Consider the following 17,831-nt stretch of genomic DNA (forward strand, 5'->3'; position numbering starts at 1 on the left):
ACTTCGTCTTGCTCCTCTGTCGGTCTGGCACCCACCCTATGACAGATTGCCGGGTGATTCCAGTCCGGGGCTATCCAGCCCCGAACACGCGCTCGAAGATCGTGTCGACATGCTTCATATGATAGCCAAGGTCGAACAGCGCGGTCAGCTCGTCGTCTGACAGGCGTGCCGTAACTTCGGCGTCCCCCTTGAGCAGTTCGAGCAGAGATAGCTCGCCGTCGCTTTCCCACACCTTCATCGCGTTGCGCTGGACGAGCACATAGCTTTCCTCGCGGCTCGCGCCCGCCTGCGTCAAGGCAAGCAGCACGCGCTGCGAGTGGACGAGGCCACCCATGCGATCGAGATTCTTTTGCATGCGTGCGGGATAGACAAGCAGCTTGTCGATCACACCGGTCAGGCGTCCGAGCGCGAAGTCGAGCGTGATCGTCGCGTCGGGCCCGATGAAGCGTTCGACCGACGAATGGCTGATATCGCGCTCATGCCACAGTGCGACATTTTCGAGCGCCGGGACCACCGCGCTGCGCACCATGCGGGCAAGACCGGTGAGATTTTCGGTCAGGATCGGGTTGCGTTTGTGCGGCATCGCCGACGAACCCTTTTGCCCGGGCGAGAAATATTCTTCGGCCTCGAGCACTTCGGTGCGCTGAAGATGACGCACTTCAGTTGCAAGGCGTTCGATCGATCCGGCGACGACGCCGAGCGTCGCGAAGAACATCGCGTGACGATCGCGCGGGATGACCTGTGTCGATACCGGCTCGACCGCGAGGCCGAGTTTGGCCGCAACATGCGCTTCGACGCGCGGGTCGATGTTGGCGAAGGTGCCGACCGCGCCCGAGATGGCGCAGGTGGCAACTTCGGCGCGCGCGGCGACGATGCGTGCCTTGCAGCGATCGAATTCGGCATAGGCCTGGGCCAGCTTCAATCCGAAGGTCACCGGTTCGGCGTGGATGCCGTGGCTGCGGCCGATCGTCGGAGTGAGCTTGTGTTCATAGGCGCGGCGCTTGATCGCGGCGAGCAGCGCGTCGAGATCGGCGATCAGGATATCGGCTGCTTGTGCGAGCTGTACCGCAAGGCAGGTGTCGAGCACGTCGGAGCTGGTCATGCCCTGATGCATGAAGCGCGCTTCGTCGCCGACATTCTCGGAAACCCACGTCAGGAAGGCGATGACGTCATGCTTGGTGACGGCCTCGATCGCGTCGATCGCGGCGACGTCGATCACCGGGTTCGTCGCCCACCAATCCCACAGCGCTTTGGCAGCGGATTTCGGCACGGTGCCCAGTTCGGCAAGGGCATCGGTCGCGTGCGCTTCGATCTCGAACCAGATGCGAAAGCGATTCTCGGCCGACCAGATTGCGGTCATTTCCGGCCGTGCGTAACGCGGAACCATTGAATTTCCTTCCTTTTTGGGCGCCTTGTCGCGGAATCCCTGCGGAACCGCGACGGGCCGCCCCGTAGCAGGGACAAGGCGTTTCGCCAAATCGGATGGGGTGCAACTTTGCGCAAATGCGGTGGGTTGCCCTTATGCCCCATCAAAAAGGCGACGGGTCGCAACAACCATCAAACGTCGCCGCTAGAGGAGAATAATTGTGTTGAAACAAGTGCTTTTGATCGGCGCGGCGGCAATCAGCTTCCCCGCTCTGGCTCAGACGACCGCTCCGGCTGGCGACGATCCCGCCCCGACGACGCAGTCGCAGCCGGCGCCGACCGATACCACGGCCCCCGCGCCGGATAATGCCCCGACGGACGATGCGAAGCCGACGGATGAAACGGCACCCACCGAGGACGCTACCCCGAGCGACACGCCCCCCGCGGCTGAGCCGACCCCTCCGGCTGATCAGCCCGCTCCGGCACCCGAATCGAAACCGGAATAACACCCAAACCCACGACACAGGAGAAAGACGATGTTGAAACAGATGCTTTTGATCGGCGCCGCTGCGGTGAGTTTCCCCGCCCTGGCGCAAACGACCGCCCCGGCTTCGGACCCTGCCGCTGCGCCGGCGGCCGCCGAGCCAGCTCCGACGCCCGATGCGTCAACCCCCTCGGCAACCAGCCAGCCCGCACCTTCGGGCGGAGCGGCAACGCCGACGCAGATCGCGCAGATCGTCGAACAGGAATTTCCGACCTATGACGGTGACAAGAATGGCGATCTGAATGCCGCCGAGTTCGGCGCGTGGATGAAAAAGCTGCGTGCTGCGACTGACCCGAGCGCCGATGTCGAATCGGCGGAGGTCAAGACCTGGATCGGCCAGGCATTCGCCTCGGCGGATGGTGACAAATCGGGTGCGGTCAACAAGACCGAATTGACCGGTTTCCTGTCGCGCGGCGCCTAAACGGCAGTTCGCGTGGGGTGGTGCAGCCGTCGGAGCGATCCGGCGGCTGCATCGCTGTGTGGAAAAGGCGGTCGGTCGGGGCCGTAAGTTCCGGAATCAAGGCTGCTGCACCGTGATGATCGTCAGCTTATGCTCCGCCCCGCCGCGATCGGGCCAGTTGATCGACTGGCCGACGCTCAGGCCGATCAGGCCGGCACCGATGGGGGTCAGGATCGATATCCGCCCCGCGGATATGTCGGCATCGCCCGGATAGACGAGGCGCACCGTGCGCTCGGCGCCGCTTTTCGCGTCGAGGAAGGTGACGTCCGACCCCATCGTCACCACGTCGGGCGGGATCTTGGCGCGGCTGCAGATGGTCGCGCGATCGATTTCGTCGAGCAACTCCTCATAAAGATTTACGGAATCACGCTGCTTCTGCAGGGTGAGCTCGGTCAGCGTGTCGGCCTCGCTGTCGATCATACGGATTTTTGGCCTTGCGGCATTTTTTCTGGTCATGGCACGGGCTTTCCGGCTGGCGCACGACGATCGGTCGCACGCGGCAGTGTTGGGAAGAGATTTGCCCCGGGTTCGGGGCAATCGCGCCGGAACCCGGGGCTAAATGCCCGCGAGAAGCTGTCCCCCGTCATGACGGAAGCGAAGAAGGCTGCGCCGAATCTGCATGGCCGGAATGATGTCGCAGGGGGCCGAGGAAGTCAAATGCCGGACATCACAGAAAAAGACAGTCACAGAAGGCCCATCGCCCGGAAGCTGCGATAATCATTCGCGCCGATGACGATATGATCGTGTAGCGCGATCCCGAGCTTCCCCGCAGCATCGGCGATATCGCGGGTGATTGCGATATCCTGCCGGCTCGGCTCGGGGCTTCCGCTCGGATGATTGTGGACAAGGATGATCGCCGTTGCGCCAAGCTCGAGCGCGCGTTTGATCACTTCGCGAACATAGATGGCCGACTGGTCGATCGACCCTTCGCTCGCAAGTTCGTCGCGGATCAGCATGTTGCGCGAATTGAGATAGAGGATGCGGACGCGTTCGATGTCGATTGGCCCCATGTCGGCACGCAGCCAGTCGAGCAGGGCATCCCAGCTGGAGAGGATCGGCTTGTCGCGAAATTCGCCCTTGAGCAATCGCAGGCCCGCCGCCTGAACGATTTTCAGCGCGGCGATGCCGGTATCGCCCAGTCCGTCGACGCGGCGTAACGATTCGGGATCGGCGCTGATGAGCTGATCGAGCGAACCGAATTCGCGCAGCAGCGCCTTGGCCAGCGGCTTGGTGTCGCGGCGCGGGATGGCGAGGGTGAGCAGATATTCGACAAGCTCGTAGTCGGCCAGACCCTCGGCATCGTCGAGCAGGCGAGCACGCAGCCGCGAGCGGTGACCGAGATGATCCGGTGTTTCCCCCATGGATGCGGCAATAACCGCCTTGTGAGGCGCACTCAACGGTCATAGGAAAAGGATGATGGCGATCTGGACCAATTTCCTGCAGCGAAACGGAATTTCCGGCGTTGCTTCCCCGAACGGGGTTCAGTCCGAAGGGCAAACTTTTACGCCATGACGCCATTGTCCGCTTTCCGTTGCTGCGCATTGTTATTTGTCGCCTGGCCTTTCCGTGGCTGAGGCGGGCGAGATGCCACGGCCGAAGTGGCGATATCGCAAGCTGCTGTTCAAGAAGCGCTGGCTGACCGCGGGCGCGGTGATCATCCTCGTCGCGGGGGTGTGGCTGGTGCGCGAGCCGATCGCGGACCAGTTCATCAGCGATCAGCTCGACAGCCGCGGGGTTCCTGCGACCTACCAGATCGATGCCATCGGCTTCCGCAGCGAGCGTCTGTCGAATGTCGTGATCGGCGATCCGGCGCGTCCCGATCTGACCGCGCAACGCGTCGAGGTGCTTCTCGGCTATGGGTGGTCGGGCCCTTATGTTTCGGGCATTCGCGCCGAAGGTGTCCGGCTCTATGGCCGCTTCGTCGATGACCGCCTGTCATTCGGTTCGCTCGACAAATTTCGCGACCCGACCAGCACCGACCCCTTTGCCTTGCCCGACCTGTCGGTCGTACTGAGCGACGCGCGGGCCCGCGTTGAAACACCATGGGGCGCCATCGGCGCCGCGCTGAATGGCGGCGGAAATTTGCGGCACGATTTTACGGGCAAGCTCGCTCTCGTCGCGCCCAGCGTCGCGGCGGGGGGATGCAGCGGTAGCGATTTCAGCTTTTATGGCAGCTTGCTCGTCCGCAATGTCCGTCCGCAGCTGGTGGGCCCCTTGCGCGGCCGCAGCCTGCGCTGTGCCGACAGCCGCGTGACCGCGGAGTCGCCGCAAATCGCGCTCGACCTCTCGCTCTCCGAAGATATGCAAAGCTGGAAGGGCAAGGCCGACGCGAGCATTGCTGCGCTGGTTGCAGGACCGGTTAAGGCCGACCGGCTGGGCGTGCTCGCGCAATTCGACGGAACCGCGCTGCGAACGAAAGTGGAAGTCGACGCCGACATGGCGCGCCTGCGCGGCGGCGATTTCGCGGCGGAAACGGTGAGCCTCGACGCCAAGGGCTTTGTCGGGAGCGCCGCACCCCAGCTTGAGGGGCGCATCGGCTTTGCGCGGGCCAGCGGCAGCGACGCGATGCGCCGCTCGCTTGTCGAGAGTTCCCGGAGTCTTTCCGGAACGCCCGTTGGCCCGCTGGCAGCGAAGGCGGTCGCGGCACTGAGCCGCGCCCTCGCCGATGCCAGCGGCAGTGCCGGTTTCGCACTGACCGGCGAAGGCCCCGCGGCGCGCGTCGACCTGATCGCCCCGCAACTGACGAGCGCAAGCGGCGCCCGCTTCGCGGGCAGCGAGGACAGCCGTATCGGCTATCTCTATGGCGCGCCGGAGCCCGCGGTGCTGGCGTCGGGTCGCTGGAGCTTCGGGGGCGGAGATTTGCCGACGGGAACGTTGAGTCTCGACCGCCGCGCCGACGGAAGGGTGACAGGGCTCGCCAACCTCGCGCCTTATGAAGCCGAGGGCGCGCGCCTCGCGCTGACGCCGGTGAGCTTTTCCGGCGGCGCCGGCGGGCTGCTGCGCTTTGCGACGACGGCGGCGTTGTCGGGGCCGCTCGCGGGTGGGCGCGTCGAGCGGCTCACTGTGCCGCTGGCCGGCGTGCTCGCGCCGACGGGCGCGCTTGCCCTGAACGGCGGATGCAGCCGCGTCGGCGCGGACCGCATCGACGTGAGCGGGTTCCGCCTGGGGAGAAGCGCGATCGATCTGTGCAGCCGTCCGGGCGCGCCGCTGCTGAGCGCCGGGCCTGACGGGCTGCGCGGAATCATCCGCATCCCCGGCATCGCGCTGCGCGGGACGAGCGGCAGTTCGCCGTTCAGTCTGAAAAGCGGGCCGGCGAATATCGACCTTTCCGCGATGCGCTGGTCGCTCGCGCTCGCCGATATCCGGCTGGGGGAGGGCGAGAGTGTCACCCGTTTCAGCGCCGAAAGTCTGAGCGGCCGCGCAACGCCGCAGGGCATGGCGGGTGATTTGCGCGGCGCGAACGGCAAGATCGGCGCCGTGCCACTGAACATGAGCGAGATCGCCGGACAGTGGCGCTGGGCCGATGACGCGTTGACGCTGGACGGCGGCCTGTCGCTGACCGACGCCGCGCCCGATCCGCGCTTTTTTCCGCTGGTCAGCAAGGATGCGACACTGCGCTTCGCGGGCGGTGTGATCGACGCAAAGGCGGGGTTCAGCGAGCAGAAGACGGGGACGAAAATCCTCGACGCGGTGATTCGTCACCGGCTTGCCGACAGCATCGGGTCGGCGGGCCTTGCGGTGAAAGAGTTGCGATTCGACGAGAGATTTCAGCCCGATCAGCTCACCAGCCTCGCGCTTGGCGTTGTCGCCAATGTGCGCGGATCGGTGGTGGGCGACGGCCGCATCGAATGGACCGCCGACGGCGTGACGAGCCGCGGTACATTCGCGACTGCCGACACCAGCCTGGCCGCGGCGTTCGGTCCGGTGACGGGGCTGACAACGACAATCAGCTTCGACGACCTGATCGGCCTCAAATCTGCGCGCGAACAGATTGCGAAGGTCAAGGAGGTCAACCCCGGAATCCCGGTGCTCGATGGCGAGATCGAGTATCAGTTGCTCGGCGACAATCGCGTCCGCGTGGAAGGCGGCAGCTGGCCATTCGGCGGGGGCAAGTTGTTGCTCCACCCGACAACGCTCGATTTCGGAGCGACGTCGGCGCGGCGGCTGTCTTTCGACATTGTCGGAGTCGACGCGGCGGTGTTCCTGCAAAGCTTTGGCTTCGACAATATCAATGCGACGGGCGTGTTCGACGGCACGCTGCCGGTCGAGTTCGACGGATTGGGCGGACGGATTGTCGATGGGCGCATCGATTCGCGCGGCGGCGGCGGGACGCTGGCCTATGTCGGCGAATTGTCGAACCGCAATCTGGGTGTGATCGCCAATTTTGCCTTTGGCGCGCTGCGCAGCCTCAAATATGATGATCTGACGATCATTTTGAACGGGGACCTCGACGGCGAGATGGTGACCGATATCCGTTTTGGCGGCGTAGGGCAGGGCGAGGGCTCGACGCGCAATTTCCTGACCAATCAGGTCGCCAAGCTGCCGCTGATCTTCAATGTGAAGATCCGGGCACCGTTCCGCCAGCTGTTGACGTCGGCGAAGGGATTCTACGATCCTTCGCTGCTCATCGAACAGAATCTGCCCGCACTGATGCGCGCGCAGGAAAAAGCCGAAGCCGCCGCAAAAGGCGCACTACCACCCGTTCAGCCTCCAGAAAGCGAGCCCATGCGATGAAGACGACCAAGACTGGAGCAAGGAGGCTGGCCATATACGGTCGATATGTTGCGGTGATGATCGGTGCGCCAACCCTGATGGGGGCCCTTGCGGGCTGCGTACAGATCGACACCCCCGACAAGCCGATCGAGATCAACCTGAATATCAACATCCGTCAGGAAGTGGTGTACAGGCTGGATGGCGATGCCAAGAAGCTCATCGAGCAGAATAGCGAGATATTCTGATGGGGAAGAATGTGATGTTGAAGAACAAGTGGAAACCGACCGGACTGGCCCTTGCTGCGATCGCGGTGACGGCTGCGGTGGCTTTTGCCGTGCCGTCGGCGATGGCGCAGCGCGACCCTGCTTATGCTGCGGCGCGCGCTGACGGTCAGATCGGCGAACAGCCCGATGGCTATCTGGGATTCGCGACGACGCCCACGCCGGCGATCCGCGCGCTCGTCCAGGACCTCAATATCAAGCGCAAGGCGGCCTATACCGCGAGCGCGCAGTCGACCGGCAGCACGGTCGAGCAGTTCGCCTTTACCAGCGGCTGCAACCTGATCGCGAACACCAAGACGGGCGAGAAATATCAAACGCCGAGCGGCGCCTGGAAAACGCGTGACGGCGGCCCGCCCGAGCGTGACGCTCGCTGTCCCTGACCGATCTTTCCGACAAGGACGCCTGCGGGCGTCACATGCCGCCGCGCCCCTAAACGCGGCGGCATTTTTGTGCGTCAGTGCGGCGTCAATTTTGTGCACCTGCGTACAAGCATTGACTTAATCGGGCGTCGTTCCTAAACGGACCGCGCCTTAGGGGTCCCCCGAGTTTTCGGGCCTTTTTTCGCAGGCGGAATCGATGGATATCGGCTCTGTTTCAGGAGGATGGCGGAAATGACGGGGAATGGCAGCGATCCGGAACCAGCTTCGGAGGATTCGCGTCTGGTCTCGCTCGAAGAGCGATTGGGCCAGGCCGAAGCCGCAGAAGCAAAACGGACCGCAGTGAATGCCGGACCGGAGACCGATGCGAATTACAAGCTCGGTAATCGTGTTCTGGCCGAACTGCTGGGCGGTATCGGTGGCGGCGCCTTGGTCGGTTGGACGATCGATCATTTTGCCGGCACCGCACCCTGGGGCCTGTTGGTGGTACTGTTCCTTGGAATAGTCGTCGCCTTCAGAAGCATATTTCGGATAGCGAATATTCGGCCGTCAAAGCCGGATTGAAGCTGGATTTACTGGGATTTAGGCGAGGTATCGCGTGGCGGATCAAGGCAAAGTGGACCCGATGCACCAGTTCGAGGTGCAGAAGATGTTCGACATGTTTCATGTCGGCAATCATGAGGTTGCCTTTACGACCAGTGCGATGTGGATGGTCATCGCCGGCCTGCTTCTGTGGGTCTTCATGATCGGCGGGATGAAGCGTCAGCTCGTTCCCGGTCGCTGGCAGGTCGCCGTCGAAGGCTTCACCGGCTTTATTTCGGGCATGATGAACGCGAACATCGGCCCCGAAGGCCGCAAATACACCCCTTATGTCTTCTCGCTCTTCATGTTCATCCTGATGCTGAACGTGATCGGGCTGATGCCGCTCGGCCTGTTCGGCGTGCATCCTTTCACCGTGACGAGCCACTTCGCGATCACCGGTTTCCTCGCGATCCTGAGCTTCTCGATCGTGCTGGTCGTCGGTTTCTGGCGCCACGGCCTGCATTTCTTCTCGCTTTTTGTTCCGCACGGCACGCCCTGGTGGCTATTGTGGCTGATCCCCGTGATCGAGCTGGTGTCGTTCCTCGTCCGCCCGTTCAGCCTCGCGCTGCGACTGTTCGTCGCCATGACCGCCGGCCACGTGCTGATGAAGGTGTTTGCCTCGTTCATCATCGACGGCATCGCCGCCGGTCCCGCAATCGGGCTTGGCGTCGGTATCCCCAGCATGGCGCTGATGGTCGGTATCAGCGGCCTCGAACTGCTGGTCGCCGGGATCCAGGCCTATGTGTTCGCATTGCTCACGTCGCTCTATCTGAACGACGCGATCAACCTGCATTGATATTTCAACTAGTTAATCAACGTTTTTCCCAAGGAGTTATAAAATGGACGTTCAAGCTGCTTCGCTCATCGGCGCCGGTCTGGCCGCTATCGGTGCCGGTATGGCCGCCATCGGTGTGGGCAACGTGTTCGGTAGCTTCCTCGAAAGCGCGCTGCGCAACCCGGCTGCTGCCGACGGCCAGCAGGGTCGCCTGTTCATCGGCTTCGCGGCTGCCGAACTTCTCGGCCTGCTGTCGTTCCTGATCGCAATCCTGCTGTACCTCAAGGCAGCCTGATTTCGTCTGCGGGGTTGGCTCCCTAAGGGCCGGCCCCGCGACTGCTTTTCTTTTGTCGGTCGAGTAAATCCATGCCTCAAATCAGCCAATTCGCTGAAAGCTGGTACGCCGCATCGCAGATTTTCTGGGTGCTGCTGACCTTCGGCTTCGTCTTTTTCGTCATCGGCCGCGGCATGCTGCCGAAGATCGAGGCGACAGTGGACGCGCGCGACCGCAAGGTTGCCGACGATCTGGCAGCGGCGAAAGCCGCGCACGCCGCAGCCGACAACCTCGAAGAAAGCTATCGCCAGCAGAGCGACGCAAGCCGCGCCGCTGCGCAGAAGGCGGTAACCGACGCCAAGGACAAGGCCGCGAAAGACGCCGAAAAGCGTCTTGCCAAGGTCGACGCCGAACTGTCGGACAAGCTGTCGGCGGCCGAAGCCGATATCGCCACGGCGCGCTCGTCGGCGATGGCTGAAATTGAATCGGTCGCGGCCGAAGCAGCGGGCGACCTCGTCGCCAAGCTGTCGGGCGTGAAAATTGCTGCGGCGGATGCCAAGGCAGCGGTGAAGGCGGTGCTCCATGGCTAATGTTCTGACCATCCTGTCCGAAGCGGCGGGTGAAGTGCATGTCGAGCCGGCATCGTTCGGTATCATCGATGCGACCGTCTGGGTCTCGATTGCGATGGCGATCTTCATCGGCATCCTGCTGTGGAAGAAGGTGCCGGCGCTCGTTGCGGGCATGCTCGACAAGAAGATTGCCGAGATTTCGAAGCAGCTCCAGGAAGCCGAAGCGCTGCGGCTCGATGCCGAATCGCTGAAGGCCGAATATGAAGCGAAGCTCGCCGATGCGGCGAAGGAAGCCGACGACATGCGCGCTCGCGCCGAAGCCGAAGCCGAGGCGTTGGTCGCCAAGGCGAAGGTCGACGCCACCGCGCTGATCGGTCGCCGCAAGCAGATGGCCGAAGACCGGATCGCAGCGGCTGAAGCGACGGCACTCACCGAAGTCCGTTCGGCCGCTGCAAAGGCTGCGACCGCTGCCGCTGCCGCGTTGATTGCCGAAAAGCATGACGCCAAGGCCGACAAGGCGCTGGTCGATCAGGCGATCGCGGGCGTCGCCAAGGGCTGAACCGCCTCTCGACATTGCTAACAACAGAACGCCCGCGGTTTTCGCGGGCGTTTTGCTGTGCGGGCCGCGCGTTGGATTGACTGTCGAGCATATGAAATATATATGGTTCGTATGTTATTTGGCTTGGAGAGACGTCCATGGGTATCGTAAAAATCGACGACGATCTGCACGAGGAAGCGCGCAACGCCAGTACGGTGATGTGCCGGTCGATTAACGCGCAGGCCGAGTTCTGGATGAAGATCGGGATGCTTGCCGAAGCCAATCCGACCCTGTCCTTCAACGACATCGTCAAGGCGCAGCTGGCCGCCGCTCAGGTGCGTCTCTCCGACTTTGCGGTCGCCTGATATGGTGAAAACCCCCGACGAACTCGCGCTGATGCGCATATCGGGCAAACTGCTGGCGTCGGTGTTCGAGATGCTGGACGGGCAGGAGCTCGCCGGAATGTCGACCATGGCGGTCAATGATCTGGTCGACCGCTTCATTACCGAAGACCTGGCCGCACGTCCCGCCAGCAAGGGGCAATATGGTTTCAAATATGTGCTGAACTGCTCGATCAACCATGTCGTCTGCCACGGCGTGCCCAACGCGGACGAGATTATCCGCGACGGCGACATCATCAACCTCGATATCACGCTGGAAAAGAACGGGTTCATTGCGGATTCGAGCAAAACCTATCTGGTGGGCAATACGCCTCCGGCTGCGCGGCGTCTTGTCCGGGTGGCGCAGGAAGCGATGTGGAAAGGCATTAGCCAGGTGCGGCCCGGAGCACATCTGGGGGACATCGGCTTTGCGATCGAACGCCATGCCAAGCAGAATGGCTATTCGGTCGTGCGCGACTATTGCGGACACGGCATCGGCCGCGAAATGCACGAAGAGCCGCAGGTGCTCAATTTTGGCCGTCCGGGCAGGGGCATGCAATTGCGCGAAGGAATGGTCTTCACCGTCGAGCCGATGGTCAATCAAGGCACCCGCAAGGTTTCGACCGAGAATGACGGGTGGACGGTCGTAACTGATGACAGGAAGCTCTCCGCGCAATTCGAGCATACCGTCGCGGTCACGAAAACCGGCGTCGAAGTGCTGACGCTGCGCCCCGATGAGATGCCGATGCTGGATCGCCGGTCCTGACCGTCCTGCGCGTTCTTCGCGCAAGAGGGGTGGTCAGAAGCGGATCATGATTCGCCGTGCAAGTGCGGGCGAAATGCTGTGGACGAGCTGCAACAGCTTGACCATGCCGGCGTTGACTTCGCTCTTGTTCGTGCGGATGCCGCGAACGATCTCTGCGGCGCAGGCGTGGGCGCTCATCTTGCGGCCCCCGCGCCCTGCCGTCATGTTCGTTTCGACAACGGGCGGCAGCGCCTCGATCACGCGGACATTGCTGTCCTTGAGCAAGTGCCGGATCGCCTGCGTATAGCTGCGCAGCCCCGCCTTGGTTGCGCAATAGATCGACCCGCCGGCCCGCGGCGCGATCGCCAGACCCGAAGTCACGTTGACGATCGCCGCTTCGGGCTGCGCGCGGAGCGTCGGCAGCAACCGGGTGCAGAGTGCGATCGGTGCGTCGAGGTTGGTGCGGATGCAGAGCGCAGCATTTTCCAGCGTCGCAGCATCGTCGAGTTCATATTCGCTGCCCACTCCGGCATTGTTGACGAGCAAGGCGAGCGGCTTGCCCGAGACGCCATGTACCACCGCATCGACGCCGGCAGAGGTCGATAGATCACCGGCAATCGTGGTGAAGCCGAGGGCGGACATTGTCTGTAATTTCTCCAATGATCTCCCGGTAACGACGACGTCAGCACCCGCGCCCTGCAGTTGCAGCGCGATCTCGCGCCCGATCCCGTCGCTGCCGCCGGTGACCAGTGCGAGCTTACCCCGTAAATCCATGCGACCCCTCCCATGACCTTTTACCTCGCACACTATGGCGGGTCGCATCGCCATCGCCTACATGCAAATTCATGGCTCGCCCGAATGCTCCCGACCGATTCAACGAAGACAAAGCCACCTATGTGATGCGTGGCAGCGACGGGGAGGGCGACCAGCCCGACCTCGAGCGCGGCGCCGAGGCGATCCGCAGCGTCGTGCGCAAATTGCCGACGCGTCCCGGGGTTTATCGCATGCTCGATGCGCGCGGCGACGTGCTGTATGTCGGCAAGGCGCGCGCACTCAAGAACCGCGTGACGAACTATACGCAGGTCGCGCGCCTGCCGCAGCGGCTCCAGCGCATGGTGTCGCAGACGCGCGCGATGGAGATCGTCACCACGACGAGCGAGGCCGAGGCGCTGTTGCTCGAAGCGCAGCTGATCAAACGCTATCGCCCGCCGTATAATGTCCTGCTGCGCGACGACAAAAGCTTTCCCTTCATCCTGCTGCGCACCGACCATGATTTTCCACGCGTGCAGAAACATCGTGGCGCACGGCGCGCCAAGGGGCGCTATTATGGGCCGTTCGCGAGCGCGGGGTCGGTCGCGCAGACGCTCAATGCGCTGCAAAAGACCTTCCTGCTGCGCAGTTGCACCGACAGTTTTTTCGCCAATCGGTCGCGCCCGTGCCTGCTTTACCAGATCAAGCGGTGCAGTGCGCCGTGCGTCGATCGCATTTCGAAGGAGGATTACGCGCAGTTGGTTGGCGATGCGCAGGATTTTCTCGAAGGCCGCTCGACCGCGGTCCAGAAGCGGCTCGGCACCGCAATGACGCACGCCGCCGACGCGATGGATTTCGAGCAGGCGGCGGTGCTGCGCGACCGGCTGAAGTCGCTGACCTTCATCCAGGGCAGCCAGTCGGTCCATGCCGACGGGCTGGGAGACGCCGACGTGTTCGCGCTCGCGGCGAAGGGCGGGCAATTGTGCATCGCGGGTTTCTTCATCCGCGGCGGGCAGAATTGGGGGCACCGCAGCTTCTTTCCGGCGCATGTGTCGGGGGTTCCCGAAGCCGAGGTGATGGCGAGCTTCCTGATGCAGTTTTACGAAGGCGTGCCGCCGCCGAAGCTGATCCTCGTCGATCGCGAGCCCGAGGAATGTGCGCTGCTCGCCGAGGCGCTGGGCGAACTGGGCGAGCGAAAGATCGAGATTAGCGTCCCGCAGCGCGGCAACCGCCGCCGCCTGCTCGAACAGGCAGTGCGCAATGCGGGCGAGGAGCTCGACCGGCGGCTGGCCGAGAGCAGCAGCCAGGCGAAGCTGGGGCGCGAACTGGCCGAGCTGTTCGATCTCGACAATCCGCCGCAGCGGATCGAGATTTACGACAACAGCCATATCCAGGGCACGAACGCGCTGGGCGCGATGGTCGTCGCGGGGCCCGAGGGCTGGATCAAGGGCGCGTATCGCAAGTTCAACATCAAGCGCGCCGAGACGATGCCGGGCGACGATTTCGCGATGATGCGCGAGGTCTTCCAGCGCCGCTTTGCGCGCGCGATCGACGAAGATCCCGAACGCAGCAAGGGTGAATGGCCCGATCTGGTGCTGATCGACGGCGGCAAGGGGCAGGTGTCGGCGGCGGGCGCCGTGCTCGCCGAACTGGGCATCGACGACCTGACCTATGTGGGCGTGGCGAAAGGCCCCGACCGCAACGCCGGGCGCGAGACCTTCTATCACCCCGACGGGCGCGAATTCACGCTGCCGCCGAACAACGCCGTGCTCTTCTATATCCAGCGGCTGCGCGACGAGGCGCACCGCTTCGCGATCGGTGCGCACCGGGCGAAGCGCGCCAAAGCGATGGGGTCGTCGCCGCTCGACGAGGTGCCGGGTATCGGTCCGTCGCGCAAGAAGGCGCTGCTGATGCATTTCGGCACCGCGCGCGCGGTGCGCGGCGCCAGCCTCGAGGATTTGCAGAAGGCGCCGGGGGTCAGCGCTGCGGTCGCGCAGGCGGTGCATGATTTCTATCATTCGGGACGGTGAGGGGACGATAATGGATTTTGCAGTAGCCATGCCGCTTGCGGGAACTTTGGGGGTCGTGATCGATGAGGGCAGCAAGGATCGTGTGGCCGGCAAACTGCCCGTGCGCGCCGAAATCTGCACCGCGGGCGGGATCGTCCATGGCGGGGCGATCATGGCCTTTGCCGACTGCCTTGGTGCGGTCGGCGCCTTTCTGACGCTGCCCGAGGGGGCGAACGGCACGACGACGATCGAAAGCAAGACCAATTTCCTCGGCGCCGGGCCAGTGGGCTCGGTGCTGGTCGGCGAGGCGGTTCCGGTGAAAATCGGCAAGCGGCTGTCGGTATGGCAGACGCGCATCCGCACCGAGGATGGCGCCGAGGTCGCACTGGTGACACAGACGCAGATGGTGCTTTGGCCAGCCTGACCGCCGATGCGATCGTCTGCGCGGTTCGCGCCCACGGCGAGCATGGCGCAATCCTGCGCGCACTGACCCAGGAGGCCGGTTTGGTCGCGGGCTATGTGCGGGGAGGCAGGTCGACGCGATTGCGCCCGATCCTGATGCCGGGCAATCTGGTAGCGATCGAGCTTCGCGCGCGCACCGAGGAGCAATTGGCGAGTGCAACCGCCGAACTGCTGTCGAGCCGTGCGCCGTTGCTCGCCGAGCCGCTGCCGTCGGCGGCGATCGACTGGGTGACGAGCCTGACGGCGGCGACGCTGCCCGAAAGCCAGCCCTATCCGCCGCTTTATTCGGCGCTGTCGGGGCTGCTCGATGCGATCGGCATAGCATCGTCGGCGCGGCAATGGGCCGCGGCGCTGGCGCGCTACGAGCTGTTGCTGCTCGCCGAACTGGGGTTCGGGATGAATCTCGACGAATGTGTCGTAACGGGCTCATCCGACGATCTGGCGTTCGTCAGCCCGAAATCGGGCGGGGCGGTCAGCGCGGGCGCGGCGGCGGGTTACGAGGCGCGGCTGATGCGCCTGCCGCCCTTCCTGCGCGGCGCCGACACGAACCCGTCCTTGCCCGATGTGATTGACGGGCTGGCGATCACTGGCCATTTCCTCGACCGCGACATTCTCGATGGCCGCAACCGCGACTTGCTGTCCGTAAGGGAAAGATTGCTCGACCGGCTGGGCAGGGCGGTTGCGTGACGCGCCGCCGCTGTCTAAGCGGCTGGCGAGACACGAAAGGGCGACACGTTGAAAATCCTGCTGCTGGCTGGCGATGGTATCGGTCCGGAAATCATGGTGGAGGCCGAGAAGGTCCTGACCGCGCTCGCATTACCGGTGACGCTCGACCGCGCGCTCGTCGGCGGCGCGGCGTATGAAGCCACGGGCCACCCGCTGCCCCCCGAAACGCTGGCGAAGGCGAAAGCCGCCGATGCGCTCCTCTTTGGCGCCGTCGGCGATCCGCGCTTCGACAATGTCGAACGCCATTTGCGCCCTGAACAGGCTATTCTAGGCCTGCGCAGCGCACTCGGCCTGTTCGCCAACCTGCGCCCGGCCAAACTATTCGCGGGGCTGGAGGACAGCTCGGCGCTGCGGCCCGAGGTCGCGTCGGCGATCGACCTGTTGATCGTTCGCGAACTCAACGGCGACGTCTATTTCGGCGAAAAGGGCACGCGCACGACCGCAAGTGGCGAGCGCGAAGGCTATGACGTCATGTCGTACAGCGAGAGCGAAGTGCGCCGCATCGCGCATGTCGCCTTCCGCGCGGCGCAAGGGCGCGCGAAACGCCTCTGCTCGGTCGACAAGGCCAATGTGCTCGAAACCTCGCAGCTGTGGCGCGACGTGGTGATCGAGGTTTCGGCCGATTATCCCGACGTGGCGCTCAGCCACATGTATGTCGACAATGCCGCGATGCAGCTGGTGCGCAATCCGGGGCAGTTCGACGTCGTCGTGACGGGCAATCTGTTCGGCGATATATTGTCCGATCAGGCGTCGATGTGCGTCGGATCGATCGGGTTGCTCGCCTCGGCTTCGCTGAGCGAAGGCAAACAGGGGCTGTACGAGCCGATCCACGGCAGTGCGCCTGACATCGCCGGCAAGGGTATTGCCAACCCGCTCGCGATGATCCTGTCGCTTGCGATGTTGCTGCGCCATTCGGGCGGCGACGAGGCGAGTGCCACGCGGATCGAAGCGGCGGTGGCCAAGGTGCTGAGCGACGGGTGCCGCGGCGCCGATCTGGGCGGTACGATGGGAACGGCGGCGCTCGGCGACGCGGTTGTTTCGGTTTTGAACGGATAAGAGAATGAAGAAGACCACGGGTTTCGATCGCAGCAAGACGAAGAACTGGCACCCCGCAACGCAGGCGGTGCGTGGCGGTACCTGGCGCAGCGAGCATGGCGAGACGTCCGAAGCGCTCTTCCTGACCTCGGGCTATACTTATGACAACGCCGAGGAAGTCGCGGCGCGCTTTGCGGGCGAAGCGCAGGGCATGACCTATTCGCGGCTGCAGAATCCGACGGTGGCGATGCTCGAGGAGCGGATCGCGCTGATGGAGGGCGCCGAAGCGTGCCGCACGCAGGCAACCGGCATGGCGGCGATGACGACGGCGCTGCTTTGTCAATTGTCGGCGGGCGACCATATCGTCGCCGGAAAGGCGGCGTTCGGGTCGTGTCGTTGGCTGGTCGATCATCTCTGCCCGCGCTTCGGCATCGAGACGACCGTTATCGACGGGCGCGACAATGACGCGTGGGAAAAGGCGATCAAGGCGAACACCAAGGTCTTCTTTTTCGAAACCCCCGCCAATCCGACGATGGATATCGTCGACATGAAGCATGTGTGCGCTGTTGCGAAGGCGCATGGCATTACGACCGTGGTCGACAATGCCTTTGCGACCGCGGCGCTCCAGCGGCCGATGGATTTTGGTGCCGATGTTGTCGCTTATTCGGCGACGAAGCTGATGGAAGGGCAGGGACGCGTCCTTGCCGGCGCCGTCTGCGGAACCGAGAAATTCATCAACGAAGTGCTGTTGCCGTTCCAGCGCAATACCGGACCGAACCTGTCACCGTTCAACGCATGGGTGGTGCTGAAGGGGCTCGAAACGCTCGACCTGCGCGCGCGGCGCCAGTCGGAAAATGCGCTGGCGGTTGGCAAGGCGATCGAACGTCGCGTTTCGCGGATGCTTCACCCGGGGCTTCCCAGCCATCCGCAGCATGAGCTGGCAATGAGCCAGTCGGATGCGTGCGGGCCGATCTTCTCTTTCGTCCTCGACGGCGGGCGTGAACAGGCGATGGGTTTGCTCAACGCGCTCGAACTCGTCGATATTTCGAACAATATCGGCGATTCGCGCAGCCTCTGCTGCCACCCTGCCTCGACGACGCATTATGGCGTCAGTGCCGAGGCACGCGCCGATATGGGCGTCGTCGAGGGCATGTTGCGGATCAACATCGGGCTGGAAGATCCGCGCGACATCATTGCCGATCTGGACCAGGCATTGACCAAGGTCGGGCTTTGAGCGACGCTGGCA

At 63.7% G+C, this 17,831-nt stretch carries 21 protein-coding genes; 17 read left to right on the top strand and 4 right to left on the bottom strand.

Translation table 11 applies throughout. From position 1 onward, the window contains the following. Positions 1-70: 70 nt before the first annotated feature. A complete protein-coding gene (gene purB, locus AC07NV_RS18955) occupies positions 71-1,387 on the bottom strand; it encodes an adenylosuccinate lyase (protein ID WP_495167945.1) in 1,317 nt (438 codons plus the stop codon). Between the two features lie 199 nt (positions 1,388-1,586). Here purB and AC07NV_RS18960 point away from each other — a divergent pair, with 199 nt between their 5' ends. Next, positions 1,587-1,871 carry a hypothetical protein gene (locus AC07NV_RS18960; protein ID WP_495167946.1) on the top strand — a complete coding sequence of 95 codons (285 nt, stop codon included), beginning with the start codon at positions 1,587-1,589 and terminating at the stop codon, positions 1,869-1,871. 30 nt (positions 1,872-1,901) lie between these two features. Then, the gene (locus AC07NV_RS18965) at positions 1,902-2,330 is read left to right on the top strand and encodes an EF-hand domain-containing protein (RefSeq protein ID WP_495167947.1); all 429 of its coding nucleotides are present in this window, start codon (positions 1,902-1,904) and stop codon (positions 2,328-2,330) included. Positions 2,331-2,426: 96 nt separating this feature from the next. Here AC07NV_RS18965 and rnk read toward each other — a convergent pair whose 3' ends face one another. After that, positions 2,427-2,825, bottom strand: coding sequence for a nucleoside diphosphate kinase regulator (rnk, locus tag AC07NV_RS18970; RefSeq protein ID WP_495167948.1), 399 nt, complete (start codon positions 2,823-2,825; stop codon positions 2,427-2,429). Between the two features lie 227 nt (positions 2,826-3,052). Then, a complete protein-coding gene (gene radC / locus AC07NV_RS18975) occupies positions 3,053-3,730 on the bottom strand; it encodes a RadC family protein (protein WP_495167949.1) in 678 nt (225 codons plus the stop codon). Positions 3,731-3,953: 223 nt separating this feature from the next. Here radC and AC07NV_RS18980 point away from each other — a divergent pair, with 223 nt between their 5' ends. The 10 genes from AC07NV_RS18980 to map all read left to right on the top strand — a co-directional run bounded on the left by AC07NV_RS18980 (position 3,954) and on the right by map (position 11,624). Beyond that, a complete protein-coding gene (locus tag AC07NV_RS18980) occupies positions 3,954-7,103 on the top strand; it encodes an intermembrane phospholipid transport YdbH family protein (protein WP_495167950.1) in 3,150 nt (1,049 codons plus the stop codon). Continuing rightward, positions 7,100-7,327, top strand: coding sequence for a YnbE family lipoprotein (locus AC07NV_RS18985; protein ID WP_495167951.1), 228 nt, complete (start codon positions 7,100-7,102; stop codon positions 7,325-7,327). Before AC07NV_RS18980 ends, AC07NV_RS18985 begins: the two co-directional genes overlap by 4 nt. A gap of 14 nt (positions 7,328-7,341) precedes the next feature. Next, positions 7,342-7,743, top strand: coding sequence for a YdbL family probable chaperone protein (locus AC07NV_RS18990; RefSeq protein WP_495167952.1), 402 nt, complete (start codon positions 7,342-7,344; stop codon positions 7,741-7,743). A 231-nt stretch (positions 7,744-7,974) separates the two neighbouring features. Continuing rightward, positions 7,975-8,304: an AtpZ/AtpI family protein gene (locus tag AC07NV_RS18995; RefSeq protein WP_495167985.1), complete on the top strand. Its 330-nt coding sequence runs from the start codon at positions 7,975-7,977 to the stop codon at positions 8,302-8,304. Between the two features lie 61 nt (positions 8,305-8,365). Continuing rightward, positions 8,366-9,118: a F0F1 ATP synthase subunit A gene (locus AC07NV_RS19000; RefSeq protein ID WP_495167986.1), complete on the top strand. Its 753-nt coding sequence runs from the start codon at positions 8,366-8,368 to the stop codon at positions 9,116-9,118. A gap of 43 nt (positions 9,119-9,161) precedes the next feature. Continuing rightward, on the top strand, positions 9,162-9,392 hold the full coding sequence (locus AC07NV_RS19005; protein ID WP_037515205.1) for a F0F1 ATP synthase subunit C: 231 nt from the start codon (positions 9,162-9,164) through the stop codon (positions 9,390-9,392). Positions 9,393-9,463: 71 nt separating this feature from the next. Continuing rightward, positions 9,464-9,961, top strand: a complete 498-nt coding sequence (locus AC07NV_RS19010) for a F0F1 ATP synthase subunit B family protein (RefSeq protein ID WP_495167953.1) — start codon at positions 9,464-9,466, stop codon at positions 9,959-9,961. After that, positions 9,954-10,499 (top strand): F0F1 ATP synthase subunit B family protein, encoded by a 546-nt coding sequence (locus tag AC07NV_RS19015; protein WP_495167954.1) that lies wholly within the window; start codon positions 9,954-9,956, stop codon positions 10,497-10,499. The genes AC07NV_RS19010 and AC07NV_RS19015 overlap by 8 nt, the downstream gene beginning before the upstream one ends. A gap of 137 nt (positions 10,500-10,636) precedes the next feature. Continuing rightward, the gene (locus AC07NV_RS19020) at positions 10,637-10,843 is read left to right on the top strand and encodes a ParD-like family protein (protein ID WP_495167955.1); all 207 of its coding nucleotides are present in this window, start codon (positions 10,637-10,639) and stop codon (positions 10,841-10,843) included. A 1-nt stretch (position 10,844) separates the two neighbouring features. After that, a complete protein-coding gene (map, locus tag AC07NV_RS19025; protein ID WP_495167956.1) occupies positions 10,845-11,624 on the top strand; it encodes a type I methionyl aminopeptidase in 780 nt (259 codons plus the stop codon). Between the two features lie 33 nt (positions 11,625-11,657). Here map and AC07NV_RS19030 read toward each other — a convergent pair whose 3' ends face one another. Beyond that, the gene (locus tag AC07NV_RS19030) at positions 11,658-12,377 is read right to left on the bottom strand and encodes an SDR family oxidoreductase (RefSeq protein WP_495167957.1); all 720 of its coding nucleotides are present in this window, start codon (positions 12,375-12,377) and stop codon (positions 11,658-11,660) included. Between the two features lie 71 nt (positions 12,378-12,448). On the opposite strand from AC07NV_RS19030, the gene uvrC reads away from it, so the two are divergent. The 5 genes from uvrC to AC07NV_RS19055 are packed head-to-tail and all read left to right on the top strand — an operon-like array spanning position 12,449 to position 17,819. Next, positions 12,449-14,383 (top strand): excinuclease ABC subunit UvrC, encoded by a 1,935-nt coding sequence (gene uvrC / locus AC07NV_RS19035; RefSeq protein WP_495167958.1) that lies wholly within the window; start codon positions 12,449-12,451, stop codon positions 14,381-14,383. Between the two features lie 10 nt (positions 14,384-14,393). After that, positions 14,394-14,786 carry a PaaI family thioesterase gene (locus AC07NV_RS19040; protein ID WP_495167959.1) on the top strand — a complete coding sequence of 131 codons (393 nt, stop codon included), beginning with the start codon at positions 14,394-14,396 and terminating at the stop codon, positions 14,784-14,786. Then, entirely contained in the window at positions 14,774-15,511 is a 738-nt protein-coding gene (gene recO / locus AC07NV_RS19045; protein WP_495167960.1) for a DNA repair protein RecO, read from the top strand. Before AC07NV_RS19040 ends, recO begins: the two co-directional genes overlap by 13 nt. Positions 15,512-15,559: 48 nt before the next feature. Beyond that, a complete protein-coding gene (gene leuB / locus AC07NV_RS19050) occupies positions 15,560-16,606 on the top strand; it encodes a 3-isopropylmalate dehydrogenase (RefSeq protein ID WP_495167961.1) in 1,047 nt (348 codons plus the stop codon). A gap of 4 nt (positions 16,607-16,610) precedes the next feature. Beyond that, positions 16,611-17,819 (top strand): trans-sulfuration enzyme family protein, encoded by a 1,209-nt coding sequence (locus tag AC07NV_RS19055; RefSeq protein WP_495167962.1) that lies wholly within the window; start codon positions 16,611-16,613, stop codon positions 17,817-17,819. The last annotated feature ends 12 nt before the right edge of the window (positions 17,820-17,831 follow it).

The organism is Sphingopyxis sp. GW821-FHT10B01 (genome assembly GCF_059415685.1).

Coding starts and splice junctions, on each gene's coding strand:
- AC07NV_RS19030 (WP_495167957.1), bottom strand. CDS start 12,377: ATGGATTTACGGGGTAAGCTCGCACTGGTCACCGGCGGCAGCGACGGG.
- AC07NV_RS19010 (WP_495167953.1), top strand. CDS start 9,464: ATGCCTCAAATCAGCCAATTCGCTGAAAGCTGGTACGCCGCATCGCAG.
- AC07NV_RS18980 (WP_495167950.1), top strand. CDS start 3,954: ATGCCACGGCCGAAGTGGCGATATCGCAAGCTGCTGTTCAAGAAGCGC.
- AC07NV_RS19040 (WP_495167959.1), top strand. CDS start 14,394: ATGGATTTTGCAGTAGCCATGCCGCTTGCGGGAACTTTGGGGGTCGTG.
- uvrC (WP_495167958.1), top strand. CDS start 12,449: ATGGCTCGCCCGAATGCTCCCGACCGATTCAACGAAGACAAAGCCACC.
- AC07NV_RS19020 (WP_495167955.1), top strand. CDS start 10,637: ATGGGTATCGTAAAAATCGACGACGATCTGCACGAGGAAGCGCGCAAC.
- AC07NV_RS18985 (WP_495167951.1), top strand. CDS start 7,100: ATGAAGACGACCAAGACTGGAGCAAGGAGGCTGGCCATATACGGTCGA.
- purB (WP_495167945.1), bottom strand. CDS start 1,387: ATGGTTCCGCGTTACGCACGGCCGGAAATGACCGCAATCTGGTCGGCC.
- AC07NV_RS18965 (WP_495167947.1), top strand. CDS start 1,902: ATGTTGAAACAGATGCTTTTGATCGGCGCCGCTGCGGTGAGTTTCCCC.
- AC07NV_RS19005 (WP_037515205.1), top strand. CDS start 9,162: ATGGACGTTCAAGCTGCTTCGCTCATCGGCGCCGGTCTGGCCGCTATC.
- AC07NV_RS19055 (WP_495167962.1), top strand. CDS start 16,611: ATGAAGAAGACCACGGGTTTCGATCGCAGCAAGACGAAGAACTGGCAC.
- AC07NV_RS19000 (WP_495167986.1), top strand. CDS start 8,366: ATGCACCAGTTCGAGGTGCAGAAGATGTTCGACATGTTTCATGTCGGC.
- radC (WP_495167949.1), bottom strand. CDS start 3,730: ATGGGGGAAACACCGGATCATCTCGGTCACCGCTCGCGGCTGCGTGCT.
- map (WP_495167956.1), top strand. CDS start 10,845: ATGGTGAAAACCCCCGACGAACTCGCGCTGATGCGCATATCGGGCAAA.
- AC07NV_RS18990 (WP_495167952.1), top strand. CDS start 7,342: ATGTTGAAGAACAAGTGGAAACCGACCGGACTGGCCCTTGCTGCGATC.
- AC07NV_RS19015 (WP_495167954.1), top strand. CDS start 9,954: ATGGCTAATGTTCTGACCATCCTGTCCGAAGCGGCGGGTGAAGTGCAT.
- AC07NV_RS18995 (WP_495167985.1), top strand. CDS start 7,975: ATGACGGGGAATGGCAGCGATCCGGAACCAGCTTCGGAGGATTCGCGT.
- rnk (WP_495167948.1), bottom strand. CDS start 2,825: ATGACCAGAAAAAATGCCGCAAGGCCAAAAATCCGTATGATCGACAGC.